This window comes from Flaviaestuariibacter amylovorans, from assembly GCF_039541815.1.
Lineage (GTDB): Bacteria > Bacteroidota > Bacteroidia > Chitinophagales > Chitinophagaceae > Flavisolibacter > Flavisolibacter amylovorans.
This window is the reverse complement of sequence record NZ_BAABGY010000011.1, coordinates 272,430-297,145: the sequence shown is the minus strand read 5'-3', so window position 1 is coordinate 297,145 and position 24,716 is coordinate 272,430. Positions and strand designations below refer to the sequence as shown.

The 24,716-nt window shown below is 60.9% G+C and carries 19 protein-coding genes; 9 read left to right on the top strand and 10 right to left on the bottom strand.

The window, feature by feature from the left end; translation table 11 throughout:
- Positions 1-140: 140 nt before the first annotated feature.
- Both ABD937_RS18130 and ABD937_RS18125 read right to left on the bottom strand, forming a co-directional pair.
- Positions 141-1,640: a Y-family DNA polymerase gene (locus tag ABD937_RS18130; RefSeq protein ID WP_345257254.1), complete on the bottom strand. Its 1,500-nt coding sequence runs from the start codon at positions 1,638-1,640 to the stop codon at positions 141-143.
- Between the two features lie 2 nt (positions 1,641-1,642).
- A complete protein-coding gene (locus tag ABD937_RS18125; RefSeq protein WP_345257253.1) occupies positions 1,643-2,374 on the bottom strand; it encodes an ImuA family protein in 732 nt (243 codons plus the stop codon).
- A 250-nt stretch (positions 2,375-2,624) separates the two neighbouring features.
- On the opposite strand from ABD937_RS18125, the gene ABD937_RS18120 reads away from it, so the two are divergent.
- The 4 genes from ABD937_RS18120 (at position 2,625) to ABD937_RS18105 (ending at position 9,842) form a co-directional block, all read left to right on the top strand.
- Positions 2,625-4,910, top strand: a complete 2,286-nt coding sequence (locus ABD937_RS18120) for a GH92 family glycosyl hydrolase (RefSeq protein ID WP_345257252.1) — start codon at positions 2,625-2,627, stop codon at positions 4,908-4,910.
- A gap of 352 nt (positions 4,911-5,262) precedes the next feature.
- Positions 5,263-5,619, top strand: a complete 357-nt coding sequence (locus ABD937_RS18115; RefSeq protein WP_345257251.1) for a hypothetical protein — start codon at positions 5,263-5,265, stop codon at positions 5,617-5,619.
- Positions 5,616-6,926: a hypothetical protein gene (locus ABD937_RS18110; RefSeq protein ID WP_345257250.1), complete on the top strand. Its 1,311-nt coding sequence runs from the start codon at positions 5,616-5,618 to the stop codon at positions 6,924-6,926. Before ABD937_RS18115 ends, ABD937_RS18110 begins: the two co-directional genes overlap by 4 nt.
- A 618-nt stretch (positions 6,927-7,544) precedes the next feature.
- Complete coding sequence (locus tag ABD937_RS18105; RefSeq protein WP_345257249.1) at positions 7,545-9,842, top strand: GH92 family glycosyl hydrolase; 2,298 nt, start codon at positions 7,545-7,547, stop codon at positions 9,840-9,842.
- Between the two features lie 396 nt (positions 9,843-10,238).
- On the opposite strand, the gene ABD937_RS18100 is transcribed toward ABD937_RS18105, so the two are convergent.
- On the bottom strand, positions 10,239-11,198 hold the full coding sequence (locus ABD937_RS18100) for a manganese catalase family protein (protein WP_345257248.1): 960 nt from the start codon (positions 11,196-11,198) through the stop codon (positions 10,239-10,241).
- 519 nt (positions 11,199-11,717) lie between these two features.
- Between ABD937_RS18100 and ABD937_RS18095 the strand changes: the two genes are divergently transcribed.
- Together ABD937_RS18095 and ABD937_RS18090 are read left to right on the top strand one after the other, a co-directional pair.
- Positions 11,718-12,926 (top strand): PQQ-dependent sugar dehydrogenase, encoded by a 1,209-nt coding sequence (locus ABD937_RS18095; RefSeq protein WP_345257247.1) that lies wholly within the window; start codon positions 11,718-11,720, stop codon positions 12,924-12,926.
- Positions 12,923-13,909 carry a hypothetical protein gene (locus ABD937_RS18090; protein WP_345257245.1) on the top strand — a complete coding sequence of 329 codons (987 nt, stop codon included), beginning with the start codon at positions 12,923-12,925 and terminating at the stop codon, positions 13,907-13,909. Before ABD937_RS18095 ends, ABD937_RS18090 begins: the two co-directional genes overlap by 4 nt.
- Positions 13,910-14,538: 629 nt before the next feature.
- On the opposite strand, the gene ABD937_RS18085 is transcribed toward ABD937_RS18090, so the two are convergent.
- The gene (locus ABD937_RS18085) at positions 14,539-16,722 is read right to left on the bottom strand and encodes a PAS domain-containing sensor histidine kinase (RefSeq protein WP_345257244.1); all 2,184 of its coding nucleotides are present in this window, start codon (positions 16,720-16,722) and stop codon (positions 14,539-14,541) included.
- Between the two features lie 227 nt (positions 16,723-16,949).
- Here ABD937_RS18085 and ABD937_RS18080 point away from each other — a divergent pair, with 227 nt between their 5' ends.
- Entirely contained in the window at positions 16,950-17,225 is a 276-nt protein-coding gene (locus tag ABD937_RS18080) for a GNAT family N-acetyltransferase (RefSeq protein WP_345257243.1), read from the top strand.
- A 105-nt stretch (positions 17,226-17,330) separates the two neighbouring features.
- On the opposite strand, the gene ABD937_RS18075 is transcribed toward ABD937_RS18080, so the two are convergent.
- Genes ABD937_RS18075 through ABD937_RS18060 form a run of 4 tightly spaced genes read right to left on the bottom strand, consistent with a single transcriptional unit; the run spans position 17,331 to position 20,445 of the window.
- Entirely contained in the window at positions 17,331-17,738 is a 408-nt protein-coding gene (locus ABD937_RS18075) for an HIT family protein (protein ID WP_345257242.1), read from the bottom strand.
- Positions 17,704-18,837, bottom strand: coding sequence for an HNH endonuclease domain-containing protein (locus ABD937_RS18070; RefSeq protein ID WP_345257241.1), 1,134 nt, complete (start codon positions 18,835-18,837; stop codon positions 17,704-17,706). Before ABD937_RS18070 ends, ABD937_RS18075 begins: the two co-directional genes overlap by 35 nt.
- Positions 18,818-19,594 (bottom strand): HNH endonuclease, encoded by a 777-nt coding sequence (locus tag ABD937_RS18065; RefSeq protein WP_345257240.1) that lies wholly within the window; start codon positions 19,592-19,594, stop codon positions 18,818-18,820. The genes ABD937_RS18070 and ABD937_RS18065 overlap by 20 nt, the downstream gene beginning before the upstream one ends.
- Positions 19,595-19,608: 14 nt before the next feature.
- Positions 19,609-20,445 (bottom strand): DUF4339 domain-containing protein, encoded by an 837-nt coding sequence (locus ABD937_RS18060; protein ID WP_345257239.1) that lies wholly within the window; start codon positions 20,443-20,445, stop codon positions 19,609-19,611.
- Between the two features lie 649 nt (positions 20,446-21,094).
- On the opposite strand from ABD937_RS18060, the gene ABD937_RS18055 reads away from it, so the two are divergent.
- Positions 21,095-22,009, top strand: coding sequence for a pirin family protein (locus ABD937_RS18055; RefSeq protein WP_345257238.1), 915 nt, complete (start codon positions 21,095-21,097; stop codon positions 22,007-22,009).
- 679 nt (positions 22,010-22,688) lie between these two features.
- Positions 22,689-23,507, top strand: coding sequence for a hypothetical protein (locus tag ABD937_RS18050; protein WP_345257237.1), 819 nt, complete (start codon positions 22,689-22,691; stop codon positions 23,505-23,507).
- Positions 23,508-23,609: 102 nt separating this feature from the next.
- Here ABD937_RS18050 and ABD937_RS18045 read toward each other — a convergent pair whose 3' ends face one another.
- A complete protein-coding gene (locus ABD937_RS18045; protein ID WP_345257236.1) occupies positions 23,610-24,266 on the bottom strand; it encodes an HAD hydrolase-like protein in 657 nt (218 codons plus the stop codon).
- Between the two features lie 56 nt (positions 24,267-24,322).
- Positions 24,323-24,601 carry an RNA recognition motif domain-containing protein gene (locus ABD937_RS18040; protein ID WP_345257235.1) on the bottom strand — a complete coding sequence of 93 codons (279 nt, stop codon included), beginning with the start codon at positions 24,599-24,601 and terminating at the stop codon, positions 24,323-24,325.
- Positions 24,602-24,716: the final 115 nt, after the last annotated feature.

Sequence of the window (24,716 nt, the reverse complement as noted above, 5' to 3'; positions counted from 1 at the left end):
ACCTTCCTTTTGATCATCAATAGTATCCGCCTTAGCGACTCTCTCCTATCGAACACGGCCCTCCTTGTCGTCGTGAATAGGCGAAGAAGACACTGCCCTCCTTGTCATCCTGAGCTTGTCGAAGGAAGACCGGAGCATGGTCATGCGAAAAGCCCATGCAGGTACCACTGCTCCGTACGCTCCGGCGTATAGTGCCCCGACCGGAACAGCCAGTACCGCCTCCCCGCCTCGTCTTCCACGCAGTAGTAGTCGCGGTGGGGGCCCTCGCGGATCCACCACTCGGGCTCGATGCGCTCGGGACCGTCGGCCTTGACCACCTGGTGGAGCACGCCGCGGTAGCGAAAGAGCATCGGCGGGTAGTCGGGCACGGGCGCCGTTACCTCGATGCGCTCCGGCGGCGACAGCAGCTGCAGTGGCCGCGGGCGGTCTACCTTCCACTCCGAGGCGGGCGTATCGGTGAGACCCGACGCCGGTACATAGCAGCGCTCGGGCCAGTAGTGCTCTGCCGGCAGGAAGCGGTGGAGGCTGCCCGCGCCGAGCTTGCCCGCGAGGCGGTCGAGCAGCTCCGAGAGCTGCGGGTCGAGGAGGCCGCCACCCGCGCTCCAGAGCGCCGACTGTACTGCGTCCTGGTCCTCCACCTGCGTGGCTTCGAGCAGAAAAAGCTCGATGCCCGTACCCGGCGCCATCGTTTCGAGCTTGAGGCTGAAGAGGTGAAAAAGGTGCTCCTCGTGCTGCGCGGGCCGGCCCGTGGCGATCTCGATGCCGGCGGTGCCGCCGTCCATCCGGTAGCCGCGGAAGACGGCGGTGCGCAGCCCTTTGCCCTCCGCGCGCAGGCGGGTGCACAATACTTCCAGCAAGCGCTGCAGCGCGATCTCGATGCCGGTGCGCGTCACGATGGGCTCGAGGCAGGGCAGGCGCTCCTGGTAGGGCGCGATGGGACAGACCGGCACCAGTATTTCTACTTCCTCGCCCAGGGCCTGCCGCAGGCGCTGCAGGAGCGCGTCGCCGAAGCGCCGGCGCAGCGCCGGCCGCGGGATGACCACGAGATCCCTGATCAACCGGAGGCCCAGCTTGTGGAGGCGCGTACCGCTTTCAGGGTCGAGGCGGAGCGCGGTCACCGGGAGCGGGAGGAGCGCCCGCCCGTGCTGCCCCGGCTCCACTACGGCCTCTTTGCCATAGCGGGCCATCGCCCAGGCGGCGCCTACGGTATCGGCCATCGCGGCGCGTACCGTATAACCACGGTCGGAGAGGCGGCGCACGATGTCGGCTACGTATGCGTCTTCCCCACCCCACAGGTGCGCGCAGCCCGTGGCGTCGAGGAGGATGCCCGCCGGCCCATCGGGGGCGGCTACCGGCGTGAAGCGGATGCACCACTCGGCGATGCGGTCGAGGAGCTGGGCCCCGAGGCCGGGCTTGTCGTCGAGCACCTGCAACCCGGGCATCAGCGCGCGGGCATCGGCCAGCACGGTGCCGGCGCGTATGCCCCCGGCCGTTGCACGCGGACAGGCCGCCGTTACCACGGAGCGGTTGTGCACGGCTGCCTTCAGCACAAAGGCGACGTCGCGCAGCTGCGGCTGCTTGCGCACGTGCCAGTCGGTAACGAGGTGCGGGAACCATATGGAGAGAAAGCGGGCGCCCATCGTTAACCGGTTTTTGTTTGGGCCGCAGGCACGGCAGCGAGCTTCGGTGTGTGGCGGAAGCGTCCGCCGGCCCATTCGAGCTCCCAGGTGCCCGGTGTGCCGTTGCGCACCTTCAGGAGTTGCACTTCCCAGCGCGGCGCACCGAGGCCGGGCAGCCCTTCCTCGGTGCGGCTCGCCAGCGGGCGCACGCGCCAGCGCGCCACCGCGGTAGTAGCCGTAGCCGGAAGCCTGCGGCGCAGCGCGAAGCAGGGCACGCCGCTCGCTTCGATGGCGAGCTGGAAGCGGCGGCTGTCGGTAAAGGAAAGCTCGGACAGCTCGCCCACCACGGCCGACAGGGCGCTGCAGCGGAGGGCTTCCGTGAGGGCCCAGGTCACGTCCTTTTCCTTTTTCAGGTCGAGGAAGATGACCTGCTCGGGGCGGAGGCCGAAGGCGCGGAGCGCGGGCGGGAAGATGCGGCGCCCGGTGCCCACCCAGAGGGCCGCGCCACCGCGCCGCATGAAGGCCGAGAGCAGCCCCGCCACGAATGCCGTGGCTGCCGCGGCCTCTTCCGGTGCCGCACATACGAACTCGTGGAGCGCCGCGCGCGGGAACACGCCGTTGGGGAAGGCCGCGTTGATGCGCCCGAGACCGGTATCGTCGAGCAGGTGCGTCAGCGGGGCCTTGAAGCCTTGCAGCTGCAGCACCTCCTGGCGGAGGCGGGTGATGATATCGGCTTTCTCGTTCGTCAGGAGCATATGCAGGGCAAGATTACTAAATATTTTAGCAAATGGGGTGCCGGTATGGCGGGTATTTGCGCACATGTGGATATTTTACCGGGGGGGCCTGCGCCAGGCGCTTGCCCTGCATTTTCGGGTAGGCCCGGGCGTGGGAGGCAGCCGGAGCAGGTTTTCCCAACCCGGAGTCCGCACTAAAAAAAACCTTCCAAAAGGTTTCAAAACCTTCCAAAACCCTTCAAAACCTAATCTTCATGTTACCTTCCTCCCCATGATCCGAAAGATAACCCTGGCCCTTGGCCTGCTCGCAGCCACCACCACGCAGGCGCAGCTCGTTCAAAAAGTGACCGACCCCGTAGAGTGGGTGAACCCGCTGATGGGCACCGACTCGAAGCCCTCCCTCTCCAACGGCAACACCTACCCCGCCATCGGCCTCCCGTGGGGCATGAACTTCTGGACGCCGCAGACCGGCACCATGGGCAACGGCTGGCAATACCAGTACACCGCCGACCGCATCCGCGGCTTCAAGCAAACGCACCAGCCCTCGCCCTGGATGAACGACTACGGCCAGTTCTCGATCATGCCCGTCACCGGCAGGCTCCGGTTCCGGCAGGACGACCGCGCCTCCTGGTTCTCGCACAAGGCCGAAGTGGCGAAACCGTATTACTACAGTGTGTACCTCGCCGATGCCGACGTCAGCACCGAGATCGCGCCCACCGAGCGGGCGGCGCAGTTCCGCTTCACCTTCCCGAAGACCGACTCCGCCTTCATCGTGGTAGACGCCTTCGACCGCGGCTCGCAGGTACGCATCGACCCGGCGGCCCGCACCATCAGCGGCTACAGCAGCCGCTACAGCCGCGGCACCCTGCCCAACTTCCGCAACTACTTCGTGATCCAGTTCGACAAGCCCTTTACGCTGGCCTACGGCTGGCACGACAGCACGCTCGTGCGCGACTCGTTGCTCATCACCGCCCACCACGCCGGCGGCATCGTCGGCTTCCGCACGCACAAGGGCGAAGTGGTCACCGCGCGCGTCGCCTCCTCCTTCATCTCCGAAGAGCAGGCCCGCATCAACCTGCAGCGCGAGCTCGGCAAGGATGATTTTGAGACCACGAAAGCGAAAGGCAAACGCACCTGGAACGACGTGCTCGGCCGCCTCAGCGTGGAAGGCGGATCGCCGGAGCAGGTGCGCACCTTCTACTCCTGCCTCTACCGCGCCGTGCAGTTCCCGCAGCGATTGTATGAATACGATGCTGCGGGCAGGATCGTGCACTACAGCCCCTACAACGGCAAGGTGCTCCCTGGCCGCATGTTCGGCGGCACCGGGTTCTGGGACACCTTCCGCGCGCTCTATCCCTTCCTCAACCTCGTGTACCCGTCCATCAACAAGGAGATGCAGGAAGGCCTCGCCAACGATTATGCCGAAGGCGGCTGGCTGCCCGAATGGAGCTCGCCGGGATATGCCAACATCATGATCGGCAACAACTCCGCCTCCGTGGTGGCCGACGCGTATATCAAAGGCCTGCGCGGCTACAACATCGACTCGCTTTACGCCGCCCTGCTCAAAGGCGCCAACAACGAGGGACCCATGGATGCCGTCGGCCGCCGCGGCGCACCGTACTATACTTCGATCGGCTATGTGCCCACCGACGCCGGCATCAACGAGAGCGCCGCCCGCACGTTAGAGTATGCCTACGATGATTGGTGCATCGCCCAGCTCGCCAAAGCCCTGAAGCGCCCGCAGTCCGAGATCGACCTGTATACGCAGCGCTCCACCAACTGGCGCCACCTCTTCGACTCCACCATCAAGCTGATGCGCGGCAAGAAGAAGGACGGAACCTTCCAGTCGCCGTTCAACCCGTTCAAGTGGGGTGATGCGTTCACGGAAGGCAACAGCTGGCACTACACCTGGAGCGTCTTCCACGACATCGAGGGGCTCAAGCGCGCCATGGGCGGCAACGACGCGTTCGTAGCCATGCTCGACTCCGTATTTACCCTGCCGCCGGTGTACGACGAGAGCTACTACGGCTCGGTGATCCACGAGATCCGCGAGATGCAGATCATGAACATGGGCCAGTACGCGCACGGCAACCAGCCGATCCAGCACATGCTGTATTTATACGACTGGGCCGGGCAGCCCTGGAAAACGCAGTACTGGGTGCGCCAGGCCATGGACCGTCTCTACAAGCCGACGCCCGACGGCTATTGCGGCGACGAGGACAATGGGCAGACCTCGGCCTGGTACCTCTTCTCGGCGATGGGCTTTTACCCGGTGTGCCCCGGCTCCACGCAGTACGCGATCGGGACGCCGCTCTTCAAAAAGATGACCGTAACGCTGGAGAACGGGAAGCGCCTCGAGATCTCATCTCCCGCCAACAGCTCCGCGAATTACTACGTGGAAAGCGTTCGCCGCAACGGCAAGGTCCATCCGCTGAACTGGCTGGAGCACGGCGACCTTCGGCGCGGCGGCACGATCGACTTCCAGATGAGCGCACAGCCCAACAAGGTGCGCGGCACACAGCCTTCGGCGTGGCCCTACTCGGCATCGCGCAAATAATCACCAACACGTTTCATCGAACGAAAGGACCCGCCCGGGTCCTTTTTTGTTGCCAAACACATATAAACACGGGACAGCGCCGGGTACCGGGACGGAGTACCTTTACCGTCGCACTTTCCGATAGGAGCAGATGGGACAAGCCCCATTTTTTACCGTGTTTTCACCAAATTTTTAAATCGCCTGCGGCCTTATATTTTGCAGCGGCCGGCCCCTGTGTGTAACGCGCTCAGCCTCAAGCGCTTTTGAGCCGTGCCGGGTACGGGAACAGGGCAGGGTGCGGCGCAACGCCGGCCGCCCGCTTGCCACGCCGCGCTCCCCTTATTAGCTTAGCGCTTCCACCAAAGCCCTGCTCATGTCCAAGGTATACCGCTACCGCGACCTCTCCTTTCCCGTCAACGACAACGAAGACGTGACGCTTACCATCAGGTTCGTTTCGTCCGGCAATACCGGCCACACCGTCATCAACGTGCCCGGGCCCAACGACCCCGAGCTCGCCGACGAGGGATCCGTATCGCTCGGCAAGGGCAGTGCCCTTCGCGGTGACACTACGGTTTCCTTCTCCGACATCGTGAACCTCGTTCCCGAGGAAGACGAGATCGCCGTGCAGTATTTTCTCAACGACACGCTCCTGCAGGAGCACCGCAACCCCAAGACCGATGCCGACTCCGTATACATCGTGCTCTTTATCAAATTCCCCCAGGCCTTATGAGAACGCATCCCTTCCTCTTGTTGCTGCTGGCCGCGGCACCCGCCGCTGCGCAGCAAAGCGACAAGCTCGATCCTATTAAGGCGCCCACGTCGCCGGCCGCCTATGCCATCGGCGTGCAGCCCAGCGCCATCCTGCAGCCGAAGTCGTATACCGCTCTCGAAACGGCCCTCTATTCCAACTTCCGGAACGGCTCCGGCGGCTTCGGCCTGCCTTCCGACTTCGCGCTCGAGTTCAGTCCTTACTGGGCAAAAGACCGGGGCCTGTCGTTGCAGGAGTACCTCTTTGCGGCGCCGGGCCGTCAGTTCACGCGCAACTCGTCCTTCTCCATCGCCACCACACCCGGCTTCGCCCTCAGTGGCAACGATGCCACGGCGGCGGTCGGCATTGGCTGGCGCACCTCGATCCACTTCGCCGACCAGAACGACAAGAAGGAATTGAAAGCATATGCCGATTCGCTCGCCCTGCTGCAGCGGCTCTCGGCGGGCATCAAAGTGTATGCGGAAACGATCGCCGACACGGCCAACAACAAGAACGCCTTCCTGCAACTGATGCAGCCCATCGTAGAAACACGGCTCCGGAGCCTGAAGATCGCGAACCCGGGCGCCACGGCCGCCGCGATGATCAGCAAGGCACGCACCGAAGTGACGGCCGACCTGAAGAACGACCGCGACAACTTCGTGGACCAATTCTATGCGTCGCTCGACACCTACGCCGGCGTGGCGGGCGTGGTGGACCGCTACCAGGACTATATCCGGAACCGCTACGGCTTCTCGATCGACCTTGCCTATGCAGGCATGGTCAGCTTTCCGAACAACGACTTCGAATATTCCTTCGCACCGAAACACTCCTTGTGGATCACGCCCAGCTATCACTTCGACAAGGGCGCCCGCTGGCTCAAGCTGCTCGGCGTGTTCCGTTACGAGCGCCTCGACCGCGGGTACTATAGCCGTTTCTTCCCCGGCACGCCGGTGTTCACCAACAATCTGGATTACGGCATCGCGCTCAACGGCAATTTCCGCAAGCTCTCCTTCCAGCTCGAAGGCGTGGGCCGCGCCAGCGGCACCGAGGTAGAAGCGGGCACGGATGCGAATGGCAACCGGCTGTACCGCAAAGAGTCGCGCTCCGACTTCCAGTACATCGGCTCCTTCACCTATCGCGTTACCGATGGTATTGCCCTCACCTATCAGTTAGGCAACAAGTTCGCCCCCATCACCAACCCGCTTCAGACACTCGTGTCGCTCTTATCGCTCAACTTCGGCTTCGGCGGCCCCAAACGCACCGACGTGAAAGGCCTAGGCGCCCCGTGAGGGTGGCACGCAGAAAGCGCGGAAGACGCGGAAGATTTTTTTCTTTTGGTGGAGGAGTTACTTTGGCTCTCGTCAGCGTGTTGTTGGGAATGATTTATGCGTAGTGGCTTATAAAAGTGGCAACCTTACGCTGCCCGACCTGTTTGGGATAAAACGCGGAATGTGCTCCGGATGAAGCGTCTTGCTACCGTTTGTTTCCTTTTCCACGCTTCATCCGAGCCTGCCCCACCCACCGACTACGTCGCGGTGAGGCACGCGGAATACGCGGAAGACGCGGAAGCTTTTTTTCTTTATCTGGCGGAGTTCCTTCGATTCTCGTCAGTGTGTTGCTCGGAGTGCTTTATTTGAAGTGGGCTACAAAAGCTGCGTCTTTACACTGCCCGACGTTGCTTGGATAAAACGCAGAAGCGGAACCCGGCGGGGCGGCCTTGGCGCCCATTCCGCGTTTCATCCAAAACTGTCCCACCCGCAGTCTGCACCCGCCTTTAGAATGAATAATGAACCCGCAGCACCTTCATCCGCAGAAATGCAGCAATCGTAAAGATTATACATCCTGGAATAAATATCTCTTCCGCGTTTTCTGCGCATTCCGCGTGCCCCTCCCCGTAGCTTTGAGCCATGTCCCTCAAGTTACTCCCCGTTGCCCTGCTGCTGTCGCTGGGCACCAGCGCCCAGACCACCAACCATGCTTCCTTCGTGAACCCCCTCATCGGCACGCACCGCATGGGCCATACCTACCCCGGCGCCACGGTGCCTTTTGGGATGGTGCAGCTCTCGCCCGACACAGACACCATTCCGTACGAGGTGAACGGCAAGTACGTGCCCGATGTGTATAAATACTGTGCGGGCTACCAGTACAGCGACCGCACGATCGTCGGCTTCTCGCACACCCACTTCTCCGGCACCGGCCACTCCGACCTCGGCGACGTGCTGCTGATGCCCACCCTCGGGCCGCTGCAGCTCAACCCCGGCACCGCCGACGATCCCGCCTCCGGCTTCCGCTCCGCCTATGCTCATACCGACGAGCGCGCCGCCCCCGCTTACTACCGCGCCCTGCTGCAGGACCATGACATCGACGCTGAGCTCACCGCCTCCACCCGCGTGGGCATGCACCGCTATACCTTCCGCAAAGGCGGCGACGCCCACGTCATCCTCGACCTCGTGCACGGCATCTACAACCACGCGCAGAAGAACGTGTGGACCTTCGTGCGCGTCGAGAACGACTCGCTGATCACGGGCTTCCGCCAGACGGCCGGCTGGGCCAAAACGCGCACGCAGTACTTCGCCATCGCCTTCTCGAAGCCGTTCAAAAGCTTCGGCTACAACACCGGCGGCGACAAGGAAACCTACCGCGGTTTCTGGGGCAAGTTCAACACCCGCCAGAACTTCCGCGAGCTCATCGCCCGCCAGCTCCGCGCCCACTTCGACTTCGACGCGCGCGACGGCGAGCAGCTGCTGGTGAAGGTGGCCCTCTCGCCCGTGAGCGCACAAGGCGCGCTGCGCAACCTCCGGGCCGAGGTGCCGCACTGGAGCTTCGACCGCGTGAAGAACGAAGGACAGCAGCAGTGGAACAAGGTACTCGGCGCCGTGGATGTGCAGACCATCGAGCCGGCCGACCGCATCAACTTCTATACGGCACTGTACCACGCCTATATCGGCACCACGGTCTACAGCGACGTGGACGGGCGCTACCGCGGGCTCGACCAGGAAGTGCATACAGCCACAGGATTTACGAACTACACGACCTTCTCGCTCTGGGACACCTACCGCGCGCTGCACCCGCTCTATACGCTGCTGCAGCCTCAGCGCAACGCCGACATGGTGCGCTCCATGCTCGCGCATTACCGCCAGAGTGCCCATAAGATGCTGCCCGTGTGGAGCCACCATGCCAACGAGAACTGGTGCATGATCGGCTACCACGCCGTACCGGTACTCGTGGATGCCGTGCTGAAAGGCGCGCCGGGCATCGACCCGAAGGCTGCGCTCGAAGCCTGCGTCACTACCGCCCGCAACCGGCAGTACGAAGGCCTCGGTCCCTATATGCAGTACGGCTATGTGCCCGAAGACAAGAGTGGCTCCTCCGTGTCGAAAACACTCGAGTATGCCTACGACGACTGGTGCATCGCGCAGCTCGCCAGGAAGCTCGGACGCACCGACATCTATAACGAGTTCAGCAAGCGCGCAGCGTCGTACCGCAACGTGTGGGATGCGTCCACCGGCTTCATGCGCCCGCGCATGAGCGACGGCTCCTTCCTCAAGGAGTTCGACGTGCTCAACACGCACCAGCGCGGCTACATCGAGGGCAATGCCTGGAACTACAGCCTCTATGTGCCGCACGCGCCCGAAGCAATGATCGGTCTCCTGGGCGGCCCGGAGCTCTTTACGGCCCACCTCGACTCGCTTTTTACGATGGAGCTGCCCGACAAGTATTTCGAAAAGACCGAGGACATCTCGCGCGACGGCATCATCGGCAACTACGTGCACGGCAAGGAGCCTTCGCACCACGTACCGTATTTGTACAACTGGACCGGCGCGCCCTGGAAGACGCAGGAACGGGTGCGTCATATCCTGCCGCGCATGTACCGCCCCGAGCCCGGCGGCCTTGGCGGCAACGACGACTGCGGGCAGATGAGTGCGTGGTACCTCTTCTCGGCCCTTGGCTTCTACCCCGTGACGCCCGGCTCCGGCGAGTACGCCATCGGATCGCCGCTGGTGCAATCCGCTACGCTCCGCCTCGGTGGCAAAACGCTGCGCATCGAAGCGGCGCATCAAAGCGCGCAGAACGTGTACGTGCAGTCGGTGACGCTCAACGGCAAGCGCCTCACGCGCCCCTTTATCCGCCACGCCGACCTGGTGCAGGGCGGCACGCTTCGCTTCGTGATGGGCCCTGTGGTCAATAAGGAAGCGTTCAAGTAAAGACAAAGAACACGGATAGAACAGATGGAGCGGATCGGTACGGAAGTATCGATCCGTTTTTTATTCGTAGCATCCGTATCATCTGTGTTCCCTTACGCACATGCCGGTATGCTGCAAGCGAGCATTTAAAAATGTTTGTGCCTAGTGCTCAACGACTTGCGCGCTCCTGACGCTGCCCACTAACTGTTTTATCGCTTAAATGATCCGGAGCACCCGCGATAATTGCAATTGCCAGCGCGCAGCTGCCTTCAAAAAAGAAAGCCCTGGCGCCAAAGAGCGCCAGGGCTTTTATTGCTGTAGGCATCACTGCTAACGCAAGAAATACCCGACCTAAGTTCCCCCTACGGGGTCAACCGAGCGAAGGCGAAGGTTGCGCGCGTAGCGCTGGGGCCGGGCCTACTTCTTTTTCGCACTCTTCGAAGCCGGCTTCTTCGCATCCGCCTTCTTCGCCATGCCTTCCTTGAACTCCGTGAGCGCATCGGCGAGGGCCTGCAGCTCGGGGTCGAGGCCGGGCGCGAACTCCTCGGGGCGCTCGGGCGCCGTGGGGATCGGGAAGCTGCGGTCGGGCTCGGTCTTCGTGACCACCTCGGTGCCGTCGTTGAAAGGCGCCGCGCCGCTGAAGATCGCGCCCATGTCGGAGCCGTCGAGGCGGAAGGTGTATTGCTCGCGGTGGATGCCGAGGTCCATGAGGCGCTTCACCTCGGGCCATTGCGTGGAGTCGAACTTCGGCACCGGCAGCACCTTCGACCAGTTGACGCCGAGGCTTTCGAGTGCCTTTCCGAAGGCGGCCTGGTGCGCCTCGTCGCGCACGATGAGAAAGGCTACCGTATTGCGCAGCGTTTTGTTGGCCGACATCTGGTAGATGCGGCATTTCTGCAGGCGCCCCGTGGCCTCGAGCACGAGGTTGTCCATCAGGTTGAGCACCAGGTTGCCATGATCGTGCACCCAGGAGCCGTTCCAGGGATTGTGCGCGGCGTCGACCGGCAGGGCGCCCTGCGCGCCCACGATGAAGTGGTGGGGGTTCTGCTGCTCCTTGGCCATGGCCATCGATTCGGCGCCGCCCTTGCCCGGTGTTTCGAACTTCTTACCCTGGTAGCGCGGCGAGCCGTCGAGCAGGGTGGAGATGGTCTTGGAGATGAGCTCGACGTGCGAGATCTCCTCCACGCCTACGCCCTGGATGAGGTCGAGGTAGGGCTTTGCGTCGCCGCGGAAGTTGAAGCTCTGGAACAGGTACTGCATCATGGTGCGCATCTCGCCGAACTGCCCGCCGAGGCCTTCCTGCAGGGCATTGGCGGCCGAAGGATCCGGCTCATCGGCAACGATCTCGTTGATAAGCGACTGAACGTGGTAGAACATAGCTGATTTTGTTTGTGTGCAACACCGCACAATAAGAAGGCCATACGCGGCTGTAGGGAAGGGGCACGCAGAATGCGCAGAACACGCGGAAGGTATTTGTTGGCTGTTTGAGCGATTATTACGATGGCAACGTTGCCGCAAGTGCAAGTGCTGCAGGTGCAACTTTCGTTCTAAAAAACGAGGCAGAATCAGGGTGGTACCTTCCGGTATAAAACGCGAAAAGGGGGCGCCTGGCGCCCCTGTCTCTATGAAGAGGCATTCTTCTGCGTTTTCACACAAAACTTCATACAGCAAGCTGCCTGCACTTTTATAGTCCATTGTGCATAGGGCATCCGCAACAGCGGAGTGACGGCGTACCGGGCAACTCGTCTACCAAAAGAAAAAAAATCCTTCCGCGTGTTCCGCGCTTTCCGCGTGCCATACTCTACCCATGCCCCATCGGGGCACCACAGCAGAGGCTGAAGGCCGTACTATTACGGAGCCCGGTAATTGCAGCCCTGCGGGCAAACCTTATCCCTCATGTTTCAGCTCAGAAAATGGCTATCGGTCCTGCTGCTCTTTGCAGCCCTGGCCGCGGATGCCCAGCGCGGGGTGCCGCCCCGCCATAAGAAAAAGAACGTCTTCGTGGCCAAGTATGCCGAGCACCTCGACTTCCTGCCCCCCATGGTGAAGCTCCTCAAGCCCGCCGAAGGCTGGGAGGTGTCCATCGCCGCCGCCGGCCTCGGCAAGGTGCGCATGATGCACCGCATGCCCAACGGCGACATGTACGTGACGCGCCGCGATGCCAACGACGTGCTGCTGCTCCGCGACGCCGACGGCGACAACGTGTTCGAGGAAGTGAAGATCGCGGAGTATATGTTCCGCACCGTGCACGGCCTCACGAGCCGCGACGGCTACCTCTACCTGTGCAGCAACTACGAGCTGCGCCGCTACAAGATCCGCCCCGACGGGATGCTCGAAGGCAAGGAGGTGCTCATCAACGACCTGCCCTCCGGTGGCCAGCACCCCAACCGCACCATCGCCTTCGGGCCCGACGGGATGCTTTACATCACCGTGGGCACCCTCTGCAACGACTGCAAGGAGATGGACCCCGAGGTGGCGGCCATACTGCAGGTAGATCCGAAGACCTGGAAGCGCACGATTTATGCTACCGGCCTCCGCAACACTATCGGCTTTGACTTTCACCCGCAGACCGGCGAGATGTGGGGCATCGACAACGGCGGTGACGGCAAGGGCAACAAATGGCCGCCCGAAGAGGCCAACCGCATCGTGAGAGGCGGCAACTACGGCTTTCCCTTCGTATACGGCAAGCGCGAGGTTGACCGGGTGAAAGACGACCCGCCCGGCGATACCAAGGAAGAATGGGCGAAGAGCACCGAGCCTTCGGTGTATGAGTTCCCCGCGCACATGGCGCCGATCGACTTCAAGTTCTTCAGTAATGGCGTACAGGCACCGGCGGGCTACACCGGCGACGGCCTCGTGGCCTGGCATGGCTCCTGGAACCGCAGCAAGCCCGTCGGCTTCACCGTGCAGCGCGTGCACTTCGAGAACGGCGTAGCCGTGGGCGCCTCCGACTTCCTCACCGGCTTCCTGCGCCGCGGCTTCCCGCTCTTCCGCCGCCGCATGCGCTTCGGCCGCCCTACCGGTCTTTTCATCGCCCCGAGCGGCGTCGTGTTCCTGAGCGACGATGCCAACGGGGTCATTTATGCCATCAAACCCAAGAAATGATCATGCGTAACTTCTATATATCCGCTTTCTGCGCGCTCCTGCTGGCCTCCTGCGTTCCCGTGCGGCCCACGCAGCGCATCAACTTCACCGCGCCCGACCTCTACCCGGAGGGCATCGCGTACGATGGAGCGGCCAACGTCTATTATGTATCCTCCGCCCGCACCGGCGCCATTGGCCGCGTAACCCCCGACGGTGCTTATACGGTGCTCCATGCCGACTCCACGCTGAAGTCGACCTACGGCATGAAGATCCACCCCGACGGCAAGCGCCTCTTCGTGTGCGCCGCCGACGCCAACTACAGTAGATTTACGGCCCCCGACACGCGTTACAAGATGTCGCGCCTCATCTCGATCGACCTCACCTCGGGCCGCCGTCTCTCGGATGTGGACCTCAGCAACCTGTTCCCCGGCAAGCACTTCGCCAACGACCTCACCTTCGACGACAAAGGCAACATCTTCCTGACCGATTCGTATGGCGACGCTATCATCAAGGTGGACGCGGCCGGCAAGCCCTCGGTGTTCTCGAAGCACAAGCTGTTCGAGACGGTGGGCATCGGCCTCAACGGCATCGTGTGGCACCCCGGCGGCTTCCTGCTGGTCAGCAGCACGGCCCACGGCGTCATCTTCAAGGTGGATGTGAACAACCCCGACAACGTCACGAAGGTGAAGAGCGACATGTACTCGGTGAACGGCGACGGCCTCCTGCTCAAAGACCCCAACAACCTGATCCTGGTGGTGAACGGCGGCGCCGACAAGATCTTCCGCATGACGACCGACGACAACTGGGCCTCGGCGAAGCTGACGGGCACCACCTTTCTCACCGACCGCTTCACGCATCCCTCCACGGCCACCGCGGCCGGCGACGACGTCTGGATCATGAACGCCAAGTTCCACGACCTCAACGACTCCACGTCGATCCCCTCCAAGGTGTTCGCCATCCAGAAGCTGGTACTGAAGCCGATCCCGCGGAAGTTCCGCGGATAAGGCAACTTACTTGCTGGTGCTTCCCGCCGCAAGCGGCTGGCAGTCATCACAGTTCGGCGCGGGTTTCACGCCAAGACGCCAAGGCGCAGGAAATAGTCTGCTACGCGGAGTGCCCGTCATGGCGGGCGCAGCGAAGCAATCTCCTGCGTTACGCAGAGTGTCGCTCATTGCGAGCGCACGACAAAGCCCGTCATCCTGAGCCTGTCGAAGGACACCCTGAGCCCGTCGAAGGGTGTCGAAGGAGCTAATTGTGGAACCGGGTTGTAGAAGCCTGCCCCCTTCTTTATGTGCGGCGAAATGCGACGTCCACAACAACCGGCAAGCGACGCCCCGTATTGCCGCCTCCCGACAACGATCCGACGCCGCTTCCCCAATCGGTGAAACGCAAACGTTTCGGCACGGAATTGCTATTATAACAGACGTAGCAAGCGGGTAACACCGCGCTACTCCCGGCCCTCCGGGATTCGGCTAACCTGTGAAGAAGACACCTTGTGCGGCATGAATGGTAGCCGCCTCAGCAATGAGCAATTGGGCTCCCTTCGTGGGGGCCTTTTTGCATGGGCGCCAGCCGTAATGCGGCACCCTTTCCTTTCTCGCGCCTGCTTCGGCTACCGGAAGAAACGACCAACCTAAGTTCCCCCTCCGGGGGACAGGGGGCCGGGGCTGGTGGGAAGCACCAGCACAAACACCGCCCCTTGCCCCGCGGCTCCCTGTGCCGAGATATGCCCGCCATGCCGCTGCACGATCTTGCGGCACAGCGCGAGGCCCAGCCCCGTGCCTTCGTAATGATCCTTCGAATGCAGGCGGGTAAACGTTTCGAATATATGCTCGGCATAATGCTGGTCGAAGCCGATGCCGTTGTCGCGCACCTCGATGCGCGTCCAGCCGGGAAGGGCGTCGGGCTGGCTGCTCAGCTCGATGACGGGCGTGCCGTCTTCGCGGGCAAACTTCAGCGCGTTGTTGAGCAGGTTGAAGAACAGCTGGTACAGCAGCACCGGCGAACCCAGCAGCACCGGCAGGGCGTGGCTGATGATGCGCGCGCGCTTGTCCGCGATCGCTACTTCGAGGTCTTCGCGGATCGCCGACAGCAGGGCCTCCAGCGGCACTGCCTCCCGGTCGGGCTCCGACTCCTTGATGGACGAATAGGAAAGCACCCCGTTGATCATCATGAACATACGGTCGGTGGCGCTCCTGATCTTCGCGAGGCAGATCCGCCCGCGCTCCGACAGCCGCGTTTCCGGGTCGTCGTCGAGCATGCCTGCGAAGGTCTTGATCTTGCGGGTCGGCTCCTTGAGGTCGTGCGAGGTGACGTGCGCAAACTGCTGCAGGTCTTCGTTGGAGCGTCGTAGTTCGGCGGTGCGGTCGCGCACCAGCGATTCGAGCAGGCTGGCGGCGTCGCGTCGCTCGGTAACATCCACGGCGATGCCTGAGTAGCCCGACAGCGATCCGTCGGCCGAGTAGCGTGGCGCCACGGTAAACTGGAACCAGCGGTACACACCGTCGTGCCGGCGCAGGCGCAGCTCGTGGGTCACGGACGCGTGGCAGGCCACTGCGTTATTGTAGGCGGCAATGGCGCCGGCCACATCGTCGGGGTGGGCCGCCACGCGCCAGCCTTTGGCGTGCGACTCCACGGCGCTGAGCCCGGTAAATTCGAGCCAGAATTTATTCCAGTAGGTGGCGTTGTCGGGTGCGGTCATGAACACCACCACCGGCACCTGGTCGGCGAGCCCCCGGAAGAGCTCCTCGCTCTTTTGCACGGCGGCAGCCATCTGGCGGAAGTGCTCCCAGTAGGCCTGGAGCTGCGCTTTGGCGCGGGCCTCTCCGGCGGCGCGGTCTTCGGTGTAGGCGAGAAAGGCGGTGAGGGCTACCGACAGCAGCTCGTAAAAAGCGAGGTAGGCTTCGTTGAGGGTGAGGCGCGGCGACACGCCCGCTACGGCGAATGCCGCCGGCCCGGTGTACCCGGGAGGGGTGATGGGCAGGATGAAGGCGCGTTGCGGCGCCTCGGGGTAGGGACCTACCGGCACGGCGCCGAGGCGGTCCCCTACCAGCACCTCGAAGGGCGTGCCCGTGCGCACGGCGTTTTCGAAGGGCCAGTCGGCGTCTTCGGCCACCTGGGGCGGAACGGTATGTCCGGCGTGGTCCTCGGTAAAGCCGGCATGGGCCACGAGCCGGTTGCCGCCCTCGTGGGCGCGGTAGAGCAGCAGGAAGGGCAGGTCGAGGTCGAAGGGCGCGAGGGTGAGGGCGGCGAGGCTCAGGGCGGCCTCCACGCTGTGGGCTTCGCCGTTGCGGCTGGCGAGGGCGCGCAGGGCGCTGCAGCGGCGCACCGCCAGCAGCTTGGCCGTTTGGCTGAGCACCTGCACCAGCACGCCGGCCACCGAGCCGTCGGCGCCCGGCACGGGGCTGAACGAGAAGGTGAAGAAGCACTCTTCGGGATAGCCATTGTGGTCGAAGAACAGGCGCTGGTTTTCGATGGAGGACGCTTCGCCGCGGGCGGCGCGCCTAAACGCCGGCCCTATGCCCGGCCAGCCGGGCGGGTGGCAGCGGCGGAAGTCGTGCCCGAGGGTGCGCGCGTGCCCGTCGCCGCAGAGCATGCGGTAGCTGTCGTTATAGAGCAGGGTGAAGTGCGGCCCCCAGGCGAGCGCCATCGGCTCGTTGGACGGCAGCAGCAGGGAGAGGGCGCTGCGCAGGGATTCGGGCCAGTAGTCGAGGGGGCCCAGGGGCGATCTCGACCAGTCGCGGGCGGCGATGGTGCGGCCCATTTCGCCGTCGGTGAGGAATCCGGGCAGGGATAACGATGGCTTGGGGTTTCGCATAGGGTTGGGCAATAAGGAGGTTCCCGAAAATGAGCGTCCGTACGCGGTTCTTGCCACAACAATGGGTCCGGGTTTCTACGGGAACGCCTTCCCGGCGCCTTTTCCCGGAATTAAATAAAAGCGACGGCCAACGGCTGTTTGCGGGCGGTAGCGGGGGTGGCGGCAGTGTTGGGCTATGGCCCAGTGCGCTTATTCCATCGGCTCCGGATCCTCCCTACCTTTCCGGCATGAACATCCGCAACAACACGCAAAACCTACGGTTTGAGATCGAGCTCGACGGCGAGCTGGCCGTGCTCGAGTACCGGCTACATGGCGGCAACATCATGCTCATGCACACCGGCGTTCCCGATGCGCTCGGCGGGCGGGGCATTGCCGCGGCGCTGGCGCTGCATGCGTTTGAATATGCAAAGGCCGAGGGAATGCCGGTGGTGGTGTATTGCCCGTATGTGAAGGTGTGGCTGGAGCGGCACCCGGAGTGGAAGGGGCTGGTGCAGGCGCCGTGAGCCGATTGGGGCGGTTAATCGGCTCAGGATAATGGGATCTTGTGAGCCGAATAGCTAATTGAATTGGCTCCTGTGTCCGCTTGCAAAGACGGTTTGTCTGAATCGTTAATAGGATCCTTTACCAGGTATTACATGTCGGATGCCGCCCGCCGGCAAATCAACGTCACCGTGATAGCGCGGAATGATATGCACATGCGTGTGAAAAACAGTCTGTCCTCCTGCCGCCATCACATTAAAGCCGACATTGAAACCGTCGGGCTGATAACGTTCTCTTGCCAGAGCAACCGCATCGTCAACTAAATTCCACACGGCGGCTTTTTCCGAAGGCAGTAACTTAAAATAATGCTCTGAATGACGTTTTGGAATGACGAGCATGTGGCCTAACGAAACAGCGAAGCCATCTTCTATTACAAAAGCTTCATCGTTCTCCAGGACGATTTTCCTCTCGTTCGCCAACTGACAAAAAGGACAGGTTGGCTTAAGCGTAGGTCCACCCACTTCGAAATCCGGCATTTTGAGCAATTTGAATCATTGGTTTGATACTGTCACAAAGCCTCCCCTTAAACAGTTCGGCCGGCATTGTGTCGATTTCATTTAGGTCATCATTGAACAACAAGGCATAGTCCTCCAGGATCAGGTCGTCGGGACGGGCCTGCCGGGTAAATCTATAGAACTGGTGCTGCAGCTCAGCGAATTCGCCCAAGTAAACTTCGGCAGGAAGTGCATCATTTTTTGCTGAGTTGACTTCTTTTCCCACTGAAGCAAGGTTCCAGTTAAGGTCGTGAACGACAAATGACCAGGGCACAAAGTGGTCCAAAGAAAAATTCGCTGGCAAAGGTGCATTAGAATAAATGCAGGCACAGGACTCACTCTCAGTCCTGAAGAGTGTCCAGGCCTTCCTGCTGCGCTCCAGGTTTCGCTTTTCCGGCTTGAACAGCTTTTGAGAGATCCCAATGATATTTGGGTTGTTTCGTTGAAGGAAACGAGTAAGGTGCCAGTTAATAAATGCGTCCAACAAGCCAAGGTTCTCCAGAAAATAATCCCTCCATTCGCTATGCAAAACGATACCGGCAGACGTAAAGTGGTAGGGAGCTAAATGAGAGCTCCCCCTAGCTGCCCGTGATGCGCAAGCAGCTATCGCCCGGTTGACGTCATGATCCTTGACCTTGGCAATTTCTTCCTGGAAGAAGGGACGCAGGAAACGAAACGGCACATAATTCGTCAGGCTCAACACCGCAGCATAAAAGCGCTCCTTTTCCTGCGCCGATAATAAAGTTTCTACTTGCCGAATGACAGAGGGTGCTCCGGGCGCATTGTTGATCTTGAGATGTGCCGGAAGTTGTTCTGCGATCTTTATAAACCCGTCTTTCTTACCAAACGACAGCTTGTAATAGGTCAACGGGTACCAGACTTGTGCAAACATCTCCTGAGTGAGCTCCTCCCAGGTAAAAGCGCTCGCACGCGTGTTACGGGTCAGCTGCAGTATAGCGCGCAACCAATAAAACTTGTACGAGTTAGTGGTATCCTTGAATACCAGCATGAGGCGGTCTATCGCAAGCCGGCTGTGAAAAGGCAAAAGAACCGCGCTCGTGTCAGGCCCTAAATCGCTCATCGTTATGGTATTTAAGAAACTGGGGGTCAGGTAAAAACCGTGAAGGAAGGTGCATCAGGCTGCCATCATACTTATGAAAATACTTTTTGACAGTATCGTCTTGCTGTTTCAATAGTATCGGAGATACGCGAATGTGAAAGTCCGGAGTGATCGTTATCAGACCGTTTTCGAAGGCCCGGTCGTGCAAATAGTTTATCGCAATTCCATTGGAGGGGTTGATTCTGTTCGCTTCATCAACTCCCCAAGGCCGTATGTGCCCCGCCACCAAAAGCTCATTTTGCTTGAGACCTGTGATACAGCAAGTACCGTTGTAGGCACTAATCACTGCCTTTCTGAAAAACGCCTGATTTATCCGAACTTTTACCAACTGCTCCTTGGTTCTTCCTACCGGAAATTGCAATAACTCGCTTTCTTCGATAAGCTCTTCAACTGCTGTCTGTTTCTTGTTGGCCAGCCTCAGTTCGCTCTCAAAAGCCAGCTCAGTCCAATTTGAGTAAAACTCGTTCCAAACTTTTTGATCCAACCTGCCTGCATTGGCAGCTCCTTTTATCCCGCGGGCACGAAGGGTGGGATCAAAGGAAGCGAAATTGGCCAGCTTGAATGCTACCGATCCGGGCGTACGCTCAACCAGATGGGCGAGGGCGATGACCTCCGGGTTCCGATGATGCATCTTTCCAAACGGGAGCTTGCAATACAAGTTTATTGCTAAGATCAACTCATCTCTCGTCCAAAGCTTACGTGCGCTTTTCTGTACCACAGGCACTCTTTTGACTATTTAGCGAAATACGGATCTTCAGGGTTGCCGCTATAATAGTTGTCACCAACATAGATATGTAATTTCTTGCTGCTGATTCTTTTTATGTCAACCTGAACGGATGTCCCACGCTCTACATCTGGCACGGAAACAGTTTTTTCACTATAAGCGGGAACATTGGTAACGGGTATATCCACACGATCCCAAACTCCTCCATTGGCCTTGATATAGGTAACGGTAGCCACCATCTCGTCTGCCATGTATTCCGAATTATTCTGAAAAATGACTTTTAAGCCATATATGCCTCCCAAGGCACTATATCTATATTCACTACGTGTAGCTGTAAAATAGGTAGTCCAATTATTCCGGTAGTTTCTATTTTTTCGTGTCAATTCCTCCAGCGCACGCTTTTTCTCTTCTTCCTTTTGTCGCCGCTCTTGTTCTTTTTGACTTTCATCCGCTTGCATCTGCGAGATCTGTGATTGAACTAAAGCTGTTTCCTGCCTGCCGTTGATATAAAGGAATACAAGCGCCAGCACTACTATCGCGCCTATTCCAATAGGAATAAAGGCAATATTGTTTTTGGAGCCCCTGATTACAGGAACCTGCTCTATCGGCGCAGAATCTGACCTTGAGAAAGGCGGCGGCGTAATTGGTGATTCTATTTTTGTGCCCGTGAATGGAGGAGGCGTTCTGAATACCTCTCCTAACTCATCAAGTGCACCAGCTTTCGACCAGCCGTCTGCTCCTTCATACCAAACATAAGTATCCCGGTTTACAGTAAGCGCTTTCAATTCGTCGACGGAAAAGGGGCCCTTCTGCTCTTGGCCATCGATGATGTAATACTTTTTCATGGGCAGTTAGTTTTGATTTCGGCGACGAACAAGATATAAATTAAAATTCAGGGCGCTGAATTTCACCGGCGCAAGGCGTAGTATCTGTTGAGGAAAGGTCCTTACTGGCCGGCGCACGTCGGTACCCGGCGGTGTTCACCCCCTTCCCGCCTCCGCTTACCGTTGCGCAGCATCCCGCCGGGAGCACCGGGCGACGCCCTGCCGATTGGGAGCAGGGTAGGCTCTCCGGCTGCGGGGCTGCAACGGGATCGGTTCGATGGGGAAGCACGGGACGCCGGTAAGCAAGCACCGTCGTCGCCCGACTAAAAGCGAGTACCATTTCTTATGGCCGAGGGGACGTCTTCCGAAGACACGACTCAAAGGGCGCTCACTCCGCGCCTCGTACCTGGTGACTAAAGAACGCGGGTCGTTCCCGTTTCCTTGTTCCCCGTACCCCACGTTCCGTTCCCGGTATCCCGTTTCCCGTTCCCGTGCCCCACGGCTAAAGCCGTGGGCTGGTCGTAAATCGAAAACCCACGACTAAAGTGTGGGCTGGTTGTAAATCGAACACCCACGGCTGAAGCCGTGAGCTGGTTGGCGCCAACCCCCAAAACCTCCAAAACCCTACAAAACCTTCCCCGCCCGTACCTTGAGCCTTCAACTCCTTCCTATGCTCGTCATCGACGCCCGCAACGCTGCCCTCGGCCATGGCCTCGCCGTGCGCCGCATCCTCCCCTTCCGCCAGCGCCGCATGGTGGGCCCCTTCATCTTCATGGATCATGCCGGCCCCGTGGCCGAGCCGCCCCGCGTCGTAAGCGAGCTCGACGTGCTGCCCCACCCCCACATCGGCCTCTCCACCGTATCCTATCTCTTCGGCGGCTCCGTCACGCACCGCGACTCCCTCGGCGTGCAGCAGGTGATCCGCCCCGGCGAGGTCAACTGGATGACGGCCGGCTCCGGCATCGCCCACTCCGAGCGCTTCGAAGACCCCGCGGCCCTCGCCGGCGGCGCCCTCGAAATGATCCAGACCTGGGTGGCCCTCCCGGAGCAGGACGAGGAGGCCGCGCCTTCCTTTGCCAATTATTCGGAAGCGGAGCTGCCCGTGTTCACCGAGGGCGGGCTCTGGATGCGCCTCATCGCCGGCGACGCCTATGGCCTGCGCAACGGCGTCAAAACGCACTCGCCGCTGTTCTATATCCACGCCGTGCTGCAGCCCGGCACCACCTTCGGCCTTCCGCAGGGCCACGAGGAGCGCGCCCTGTACATCGCCAGGGGAACCGTCGAGATCAAGCACGTTACCTACGGCATCGGGCAGATGATCGTGTTCGAAAAAGACGAAGACCCCGCCCTCCGTACTTCTACGGGCGCCACCCTCCTGCTCCTCGGCGGCGCGCCCCTCGGCGACCGCTTCATCTGGTGGAACTTCGTGTCCTCCCGCCGCGAGCGCATCGAGCAGGCCAAGCACGACTGGAAGGAAGGCCGCATCCTGCTGCCCCCCAACGACAACGATACCTTCGTGCCCCTTCCGGAAGACAAATCCAAACCGGCCGGCGGACCACCGCCTCCGCCTAACCCGCTGTCGTGATCTCAGATGTAGGATCTGGGATCTCAGATGTGGCTGACGCCGGTAGCGATAGGGGCCTTTAGCGTGGAATATGGAATAGAGAAGGAACGCAGATCACTATGATGTATACGATGAACGCGGAGGGTTGCTTGCATCACCTCCGCGTTGGCATATTTGCCGTACGTAAGATCTGTTGGTACGATAGGGTAAGGCGCGGAAAGAAGGAACACGGATCTAACGGATTTGATACGATGAGCGCGGATAATAGCTTAAAGCGCTTGGGTCCCACCCCGGCATGTGTGCAGCAAGGATGATTTGTGGGTAGGATAGCGTTGGGCGCGGAGCGAAGAAACGCAGCTGATTTGGATGTGTACGATGAACGCGGATGGCAGCTTTCATCACCGTCGCGTAGGCAAGTCTGCCGCACGTATGACTTGTTGGTACGATAGGGTCTGCCGAAACGATCTATTACCAATAAACGAATAGACCAATAGACCCTCTCTTAGCGAAACCCTTAGCCTCTTCTTTTCTTAGCGGTAAAAATCCCTTCTTCTCCTTCTTCCGCCTTCCCACGGAAGGCTACAATTCATCGACGGATTACCGCAACTGGTGCCCGCATTAACCTTCGTTCACGTTTTACACAGGTGCATTAACCCGCTCCGGGCGCGGGTTGCAGCAGCTTTGCGGGAAATCAACCGATATGAAACCGCTCTTCCTGTGCCTCCTGCTCCTAACCTCCCTCAGCTCCCTCCACGCCCGGCGCGATGCGCCCGACAGCAGCATCGTGCAGCAGCTGCGCGCCTCCGGTAAAAAGATCGAAGGGACCCGCGCCATCGTCTGGTACCACCCCAACGAAGCAAAGGAACCCGTCGTCGCCGCCTTCCTCCGCGAGCTCGAGCGCGGCATCGAAGCCATCGAATCCTTCACCGGCCGCCGCTTCGACAGTGCGGGGTACGGGCAGGCACGCATCGAGTACTTCGTGTCGCGCGCCACCACCGTATCGCATGTCTACAACGGCTACCAGCACAACGAAGGCCCGCGTCTTCCCTACATCTTCTTTTCGGCAAAGCGCCTCGCCGACGGCACCGTGCCCTACCTCCACGAAACCACCCACCTCGTGCTCCGCGACTTCCACTCCCTGTGGCTCCGCGAAGGCACCGCCGAATGGGTAGCGCAGCAGGTGGCAGCGCAGCTTGGCGCGGGACATACCGCCTTCTACGGCAGCGCGGGTAATGAAGACGCGCATACGCTGGCCGCAGCCCTGCACAACGACCCCGACCGTGATGCCGTGCTGTCACTCGTTCCGCGCAACGGCATTCCATCGTTCACCAGCACGGAGCAGCGCCGCAAATTCTACATCGCGGGCACTTCTTTTGTCTCCTTTCTGGCGGAGCTGCTTGGGAAAAACGGGTTGCTGAAATTGTATGATGCGCCCGATACCGACGGGGCACTTGCCACTACTTTGAACCAATCACCGGCTGCGCTGCAGGGTCAATGGTTGTCGGCGATCCGGAAGTAAGGCTCCTTCGGGAAGACGAGGAACGCGGATCAAACGGATGCGGCAGATAAAGACGGATCGATTCGTAACGCTCCGTCCAATCCGTACTATCCGTGTTCTTCATTACGCGGGGCGGGCAACGGGATCTGCAATGAGTGCCTGGAGCAGCGTCAGCAACTCCCCGGCTGTGTGTACGGCATAAGCAGGCGCACCAACGGCAACCGCCGCCTCGGTATCATAACCCCAGCTTACCCACACGGCCCGGATGCCGGCTTCGGCGCAGGCTTCCACGTCGCGGAGCTCGTCGCACACATACAGCACCTCGGAAGGCTGCAGGCGCTGCGCGCGCAGGAACTGCTTCAGCGCCCGCCCCTTGCCGAAGAGGCGGCGCGTGCCGTGGATGTCGGTGATGCCGGCAAGGCCCTGCGCCTGCAGGAAGTGGCGGATGGTGTCGGCGCGGTTGGAAGAAAGGATGGCGAGGTGCGCCGGCCCCGCGGCAAGCGTGTGCAGCAGGTCGGCGATGCCGGGCTGAAGGCGAACGCCGCCGAGCGCGGCGCGGTATTCCCGCAGGAAGCGGCGCGACAGGAGCGGCAGCTTCCACAGCGGCACCCCGAGCGCGCGGAAGCGCTGCCGCATGGGCAGGGCACGCAATGCGTCGAGGTTGTGCTGGTCGATGGGCAGGAAGCCGTGCGCGGCCGCAAGGCTGTTGTAGGTGCGGATAAAGACGTCGCGCGAATCCACGAGGGTGCCGTCGAAATCGAAGAGCAGGCAGGTGACCATACCGGCAAGTACCGAAAAAAGAAGGGGACGCACAAGGGGCGCCCGTACGAAATGCGTCAGCCGGCGCGGCGGGGAGCGGGGCTGCCGGCGCCGAGCTCTTTGGGACGCGCCTCCATCACCCGGATCGGCTGGCCGCCAAGCACGCTGTTGTCGAGCGCGGCGATCGCTGCCAGGGCTTCGGTATCGGCCATCTCCACAAACCCGTAGCCCTTCGGCAGGCCGGTGTATTTGTCGATGATGACGCGGCAGAAGACCACGGTGCCGTAGGGGGAAAAATGCGCGGCGAGCGCAGCATCGCTGGTGCCCGGGCTTAAGTTCACAATGTAGATGTTCATTTCCTTGACCTTTATAGATGAAGAGGATCTGAGGAAGGCAAGGAGTAAAGCGTAACTAAAGTGCGCAGGCAGGATAATTAAACCGGACTGGTTGCGAGGCTCAAATGATTGCAGG

Coding starts and splice junctions, on each gene's coding strand:
- ABD937_RS18120 (WP_345257252.1), top strand. CDS start 2,625: ATGATCCGAAAGATAACCCTGGCCCTTGGCCTGCTCGCAGCCACCACC.
- ABD937_RS18070 (WP_345257241.1), bottom strand. CDS start 18,837: ATGAGCGATTTAGGGCCTGACACGAGCGCGGTTCTTTTGCCTTTTCAC.
- ABD937_RS18125 (WP_345257253.1), bottom strand. CDS start 2,374: ATGCTCCTGACGAACGAGAAAGCCGATATCATCACCCGCCTCCGCCAG.
- ABD937_RS18100 (WP_345257248.1), bottom strand. CDS start 11,198: ATGTTCTACCACGTTCAGTCGCTTATCAACGAGATCGTTGCCGATGAG.
- ABD937_RS18085 (WP_345257244.1), bottom strand. CDS start 16,722: ATGCGAAACCCCAAGCCATCGTTATCCCTGCCCGGATTCCTCACCGAC.
- ABD937_RS18060 (WP_345257239.1), bottom strand. CDS start 20,445: ATGAAAAAGTATTACATCATCGATGGCCAAGAGCAGAAGGGCCCCTTT.
- ABD937_RS18115 (WP_345257251.1), top strand. CDS start 5,263: ATGTCCAAGGTATACCGCTACCGCGACCTCTCCTTTCCCGTCAACGAC.
- ABD937_RS18110 (WP_345257250.1), top strand. CDS start 5,616: ATGAGAACGCATCCCTTCCTCTTGTTGCTGCTGGCCGCGGCACCCGCC.
- ABD937_RS18080 (WP_345257243.1), top strand. CDS start 16,950: ATGAACATCCGCAACAACACGCAAAACCTACGGTTTGAGATCGAGCTC.
- ABD937_RS18055 (WP_345257238.1), top strand. CDS start 21,095: ATGCTCGTCATCGACGCCCGCAACGCTGCCCTCGGCCATGGCCTCGCC.
- ABD937_RS18090 (WP_345257245.1), top strand. CDS start 12,923: ATGATCATGCGTAACTTCTATATATCCGCTTTCTGCGCGCTCCTGCTG.
- ABD937_RS18040 (WP_345257235.1), bottom strand. CDS start 24,601: ATGAACATCTACATTGTGAACTTAAGCCCGGGCACCAGCGATGCTGCG.
- ABD937_RS18105 (WP_345257249.1), top strand. CDS start 7,545: ATGTCCCTCAAGTTACTCCCCGTTGCCCTGCTGCTGTCGCTGGGCACC.
- ABD937_RS18095 (WP_345257247.1), top strand. CDS start 11,718: ATGTTTCAGCTCAGAAAATGGCTATCGGTCCTGCTGCTCTTTGCAGCC.
- ABD937_RS18075 (WP_345257242.1), bottom strand. CDS start 17,738: ATGCCGGATTTCGAAGTGGGTGGACCTACGCTTAAGCCAACCTGTCCT.
- ABD937_RS18130 (WP_345257254.1), bottom strand. CDS start 1,640: ATGGGCGCCCGCTTTCTCTCCATATGGTTCCCGCACCTCGTTACCGAC.
- ABD937_RS18045 (WP_345257236.1), bottom strand. CDS start 24,266: ATGGTCACCTGCCTGCTCTTCGATTTCGACGGCACCCTCGTGGATTCG.
- ABD937_RS18050 (WP_345257237.1), top strand. CDS start 22,689: ATGAAACCGCTCTTCCTGTGCCTCCTGCTCCTAACCTCCCTCAGCTCC.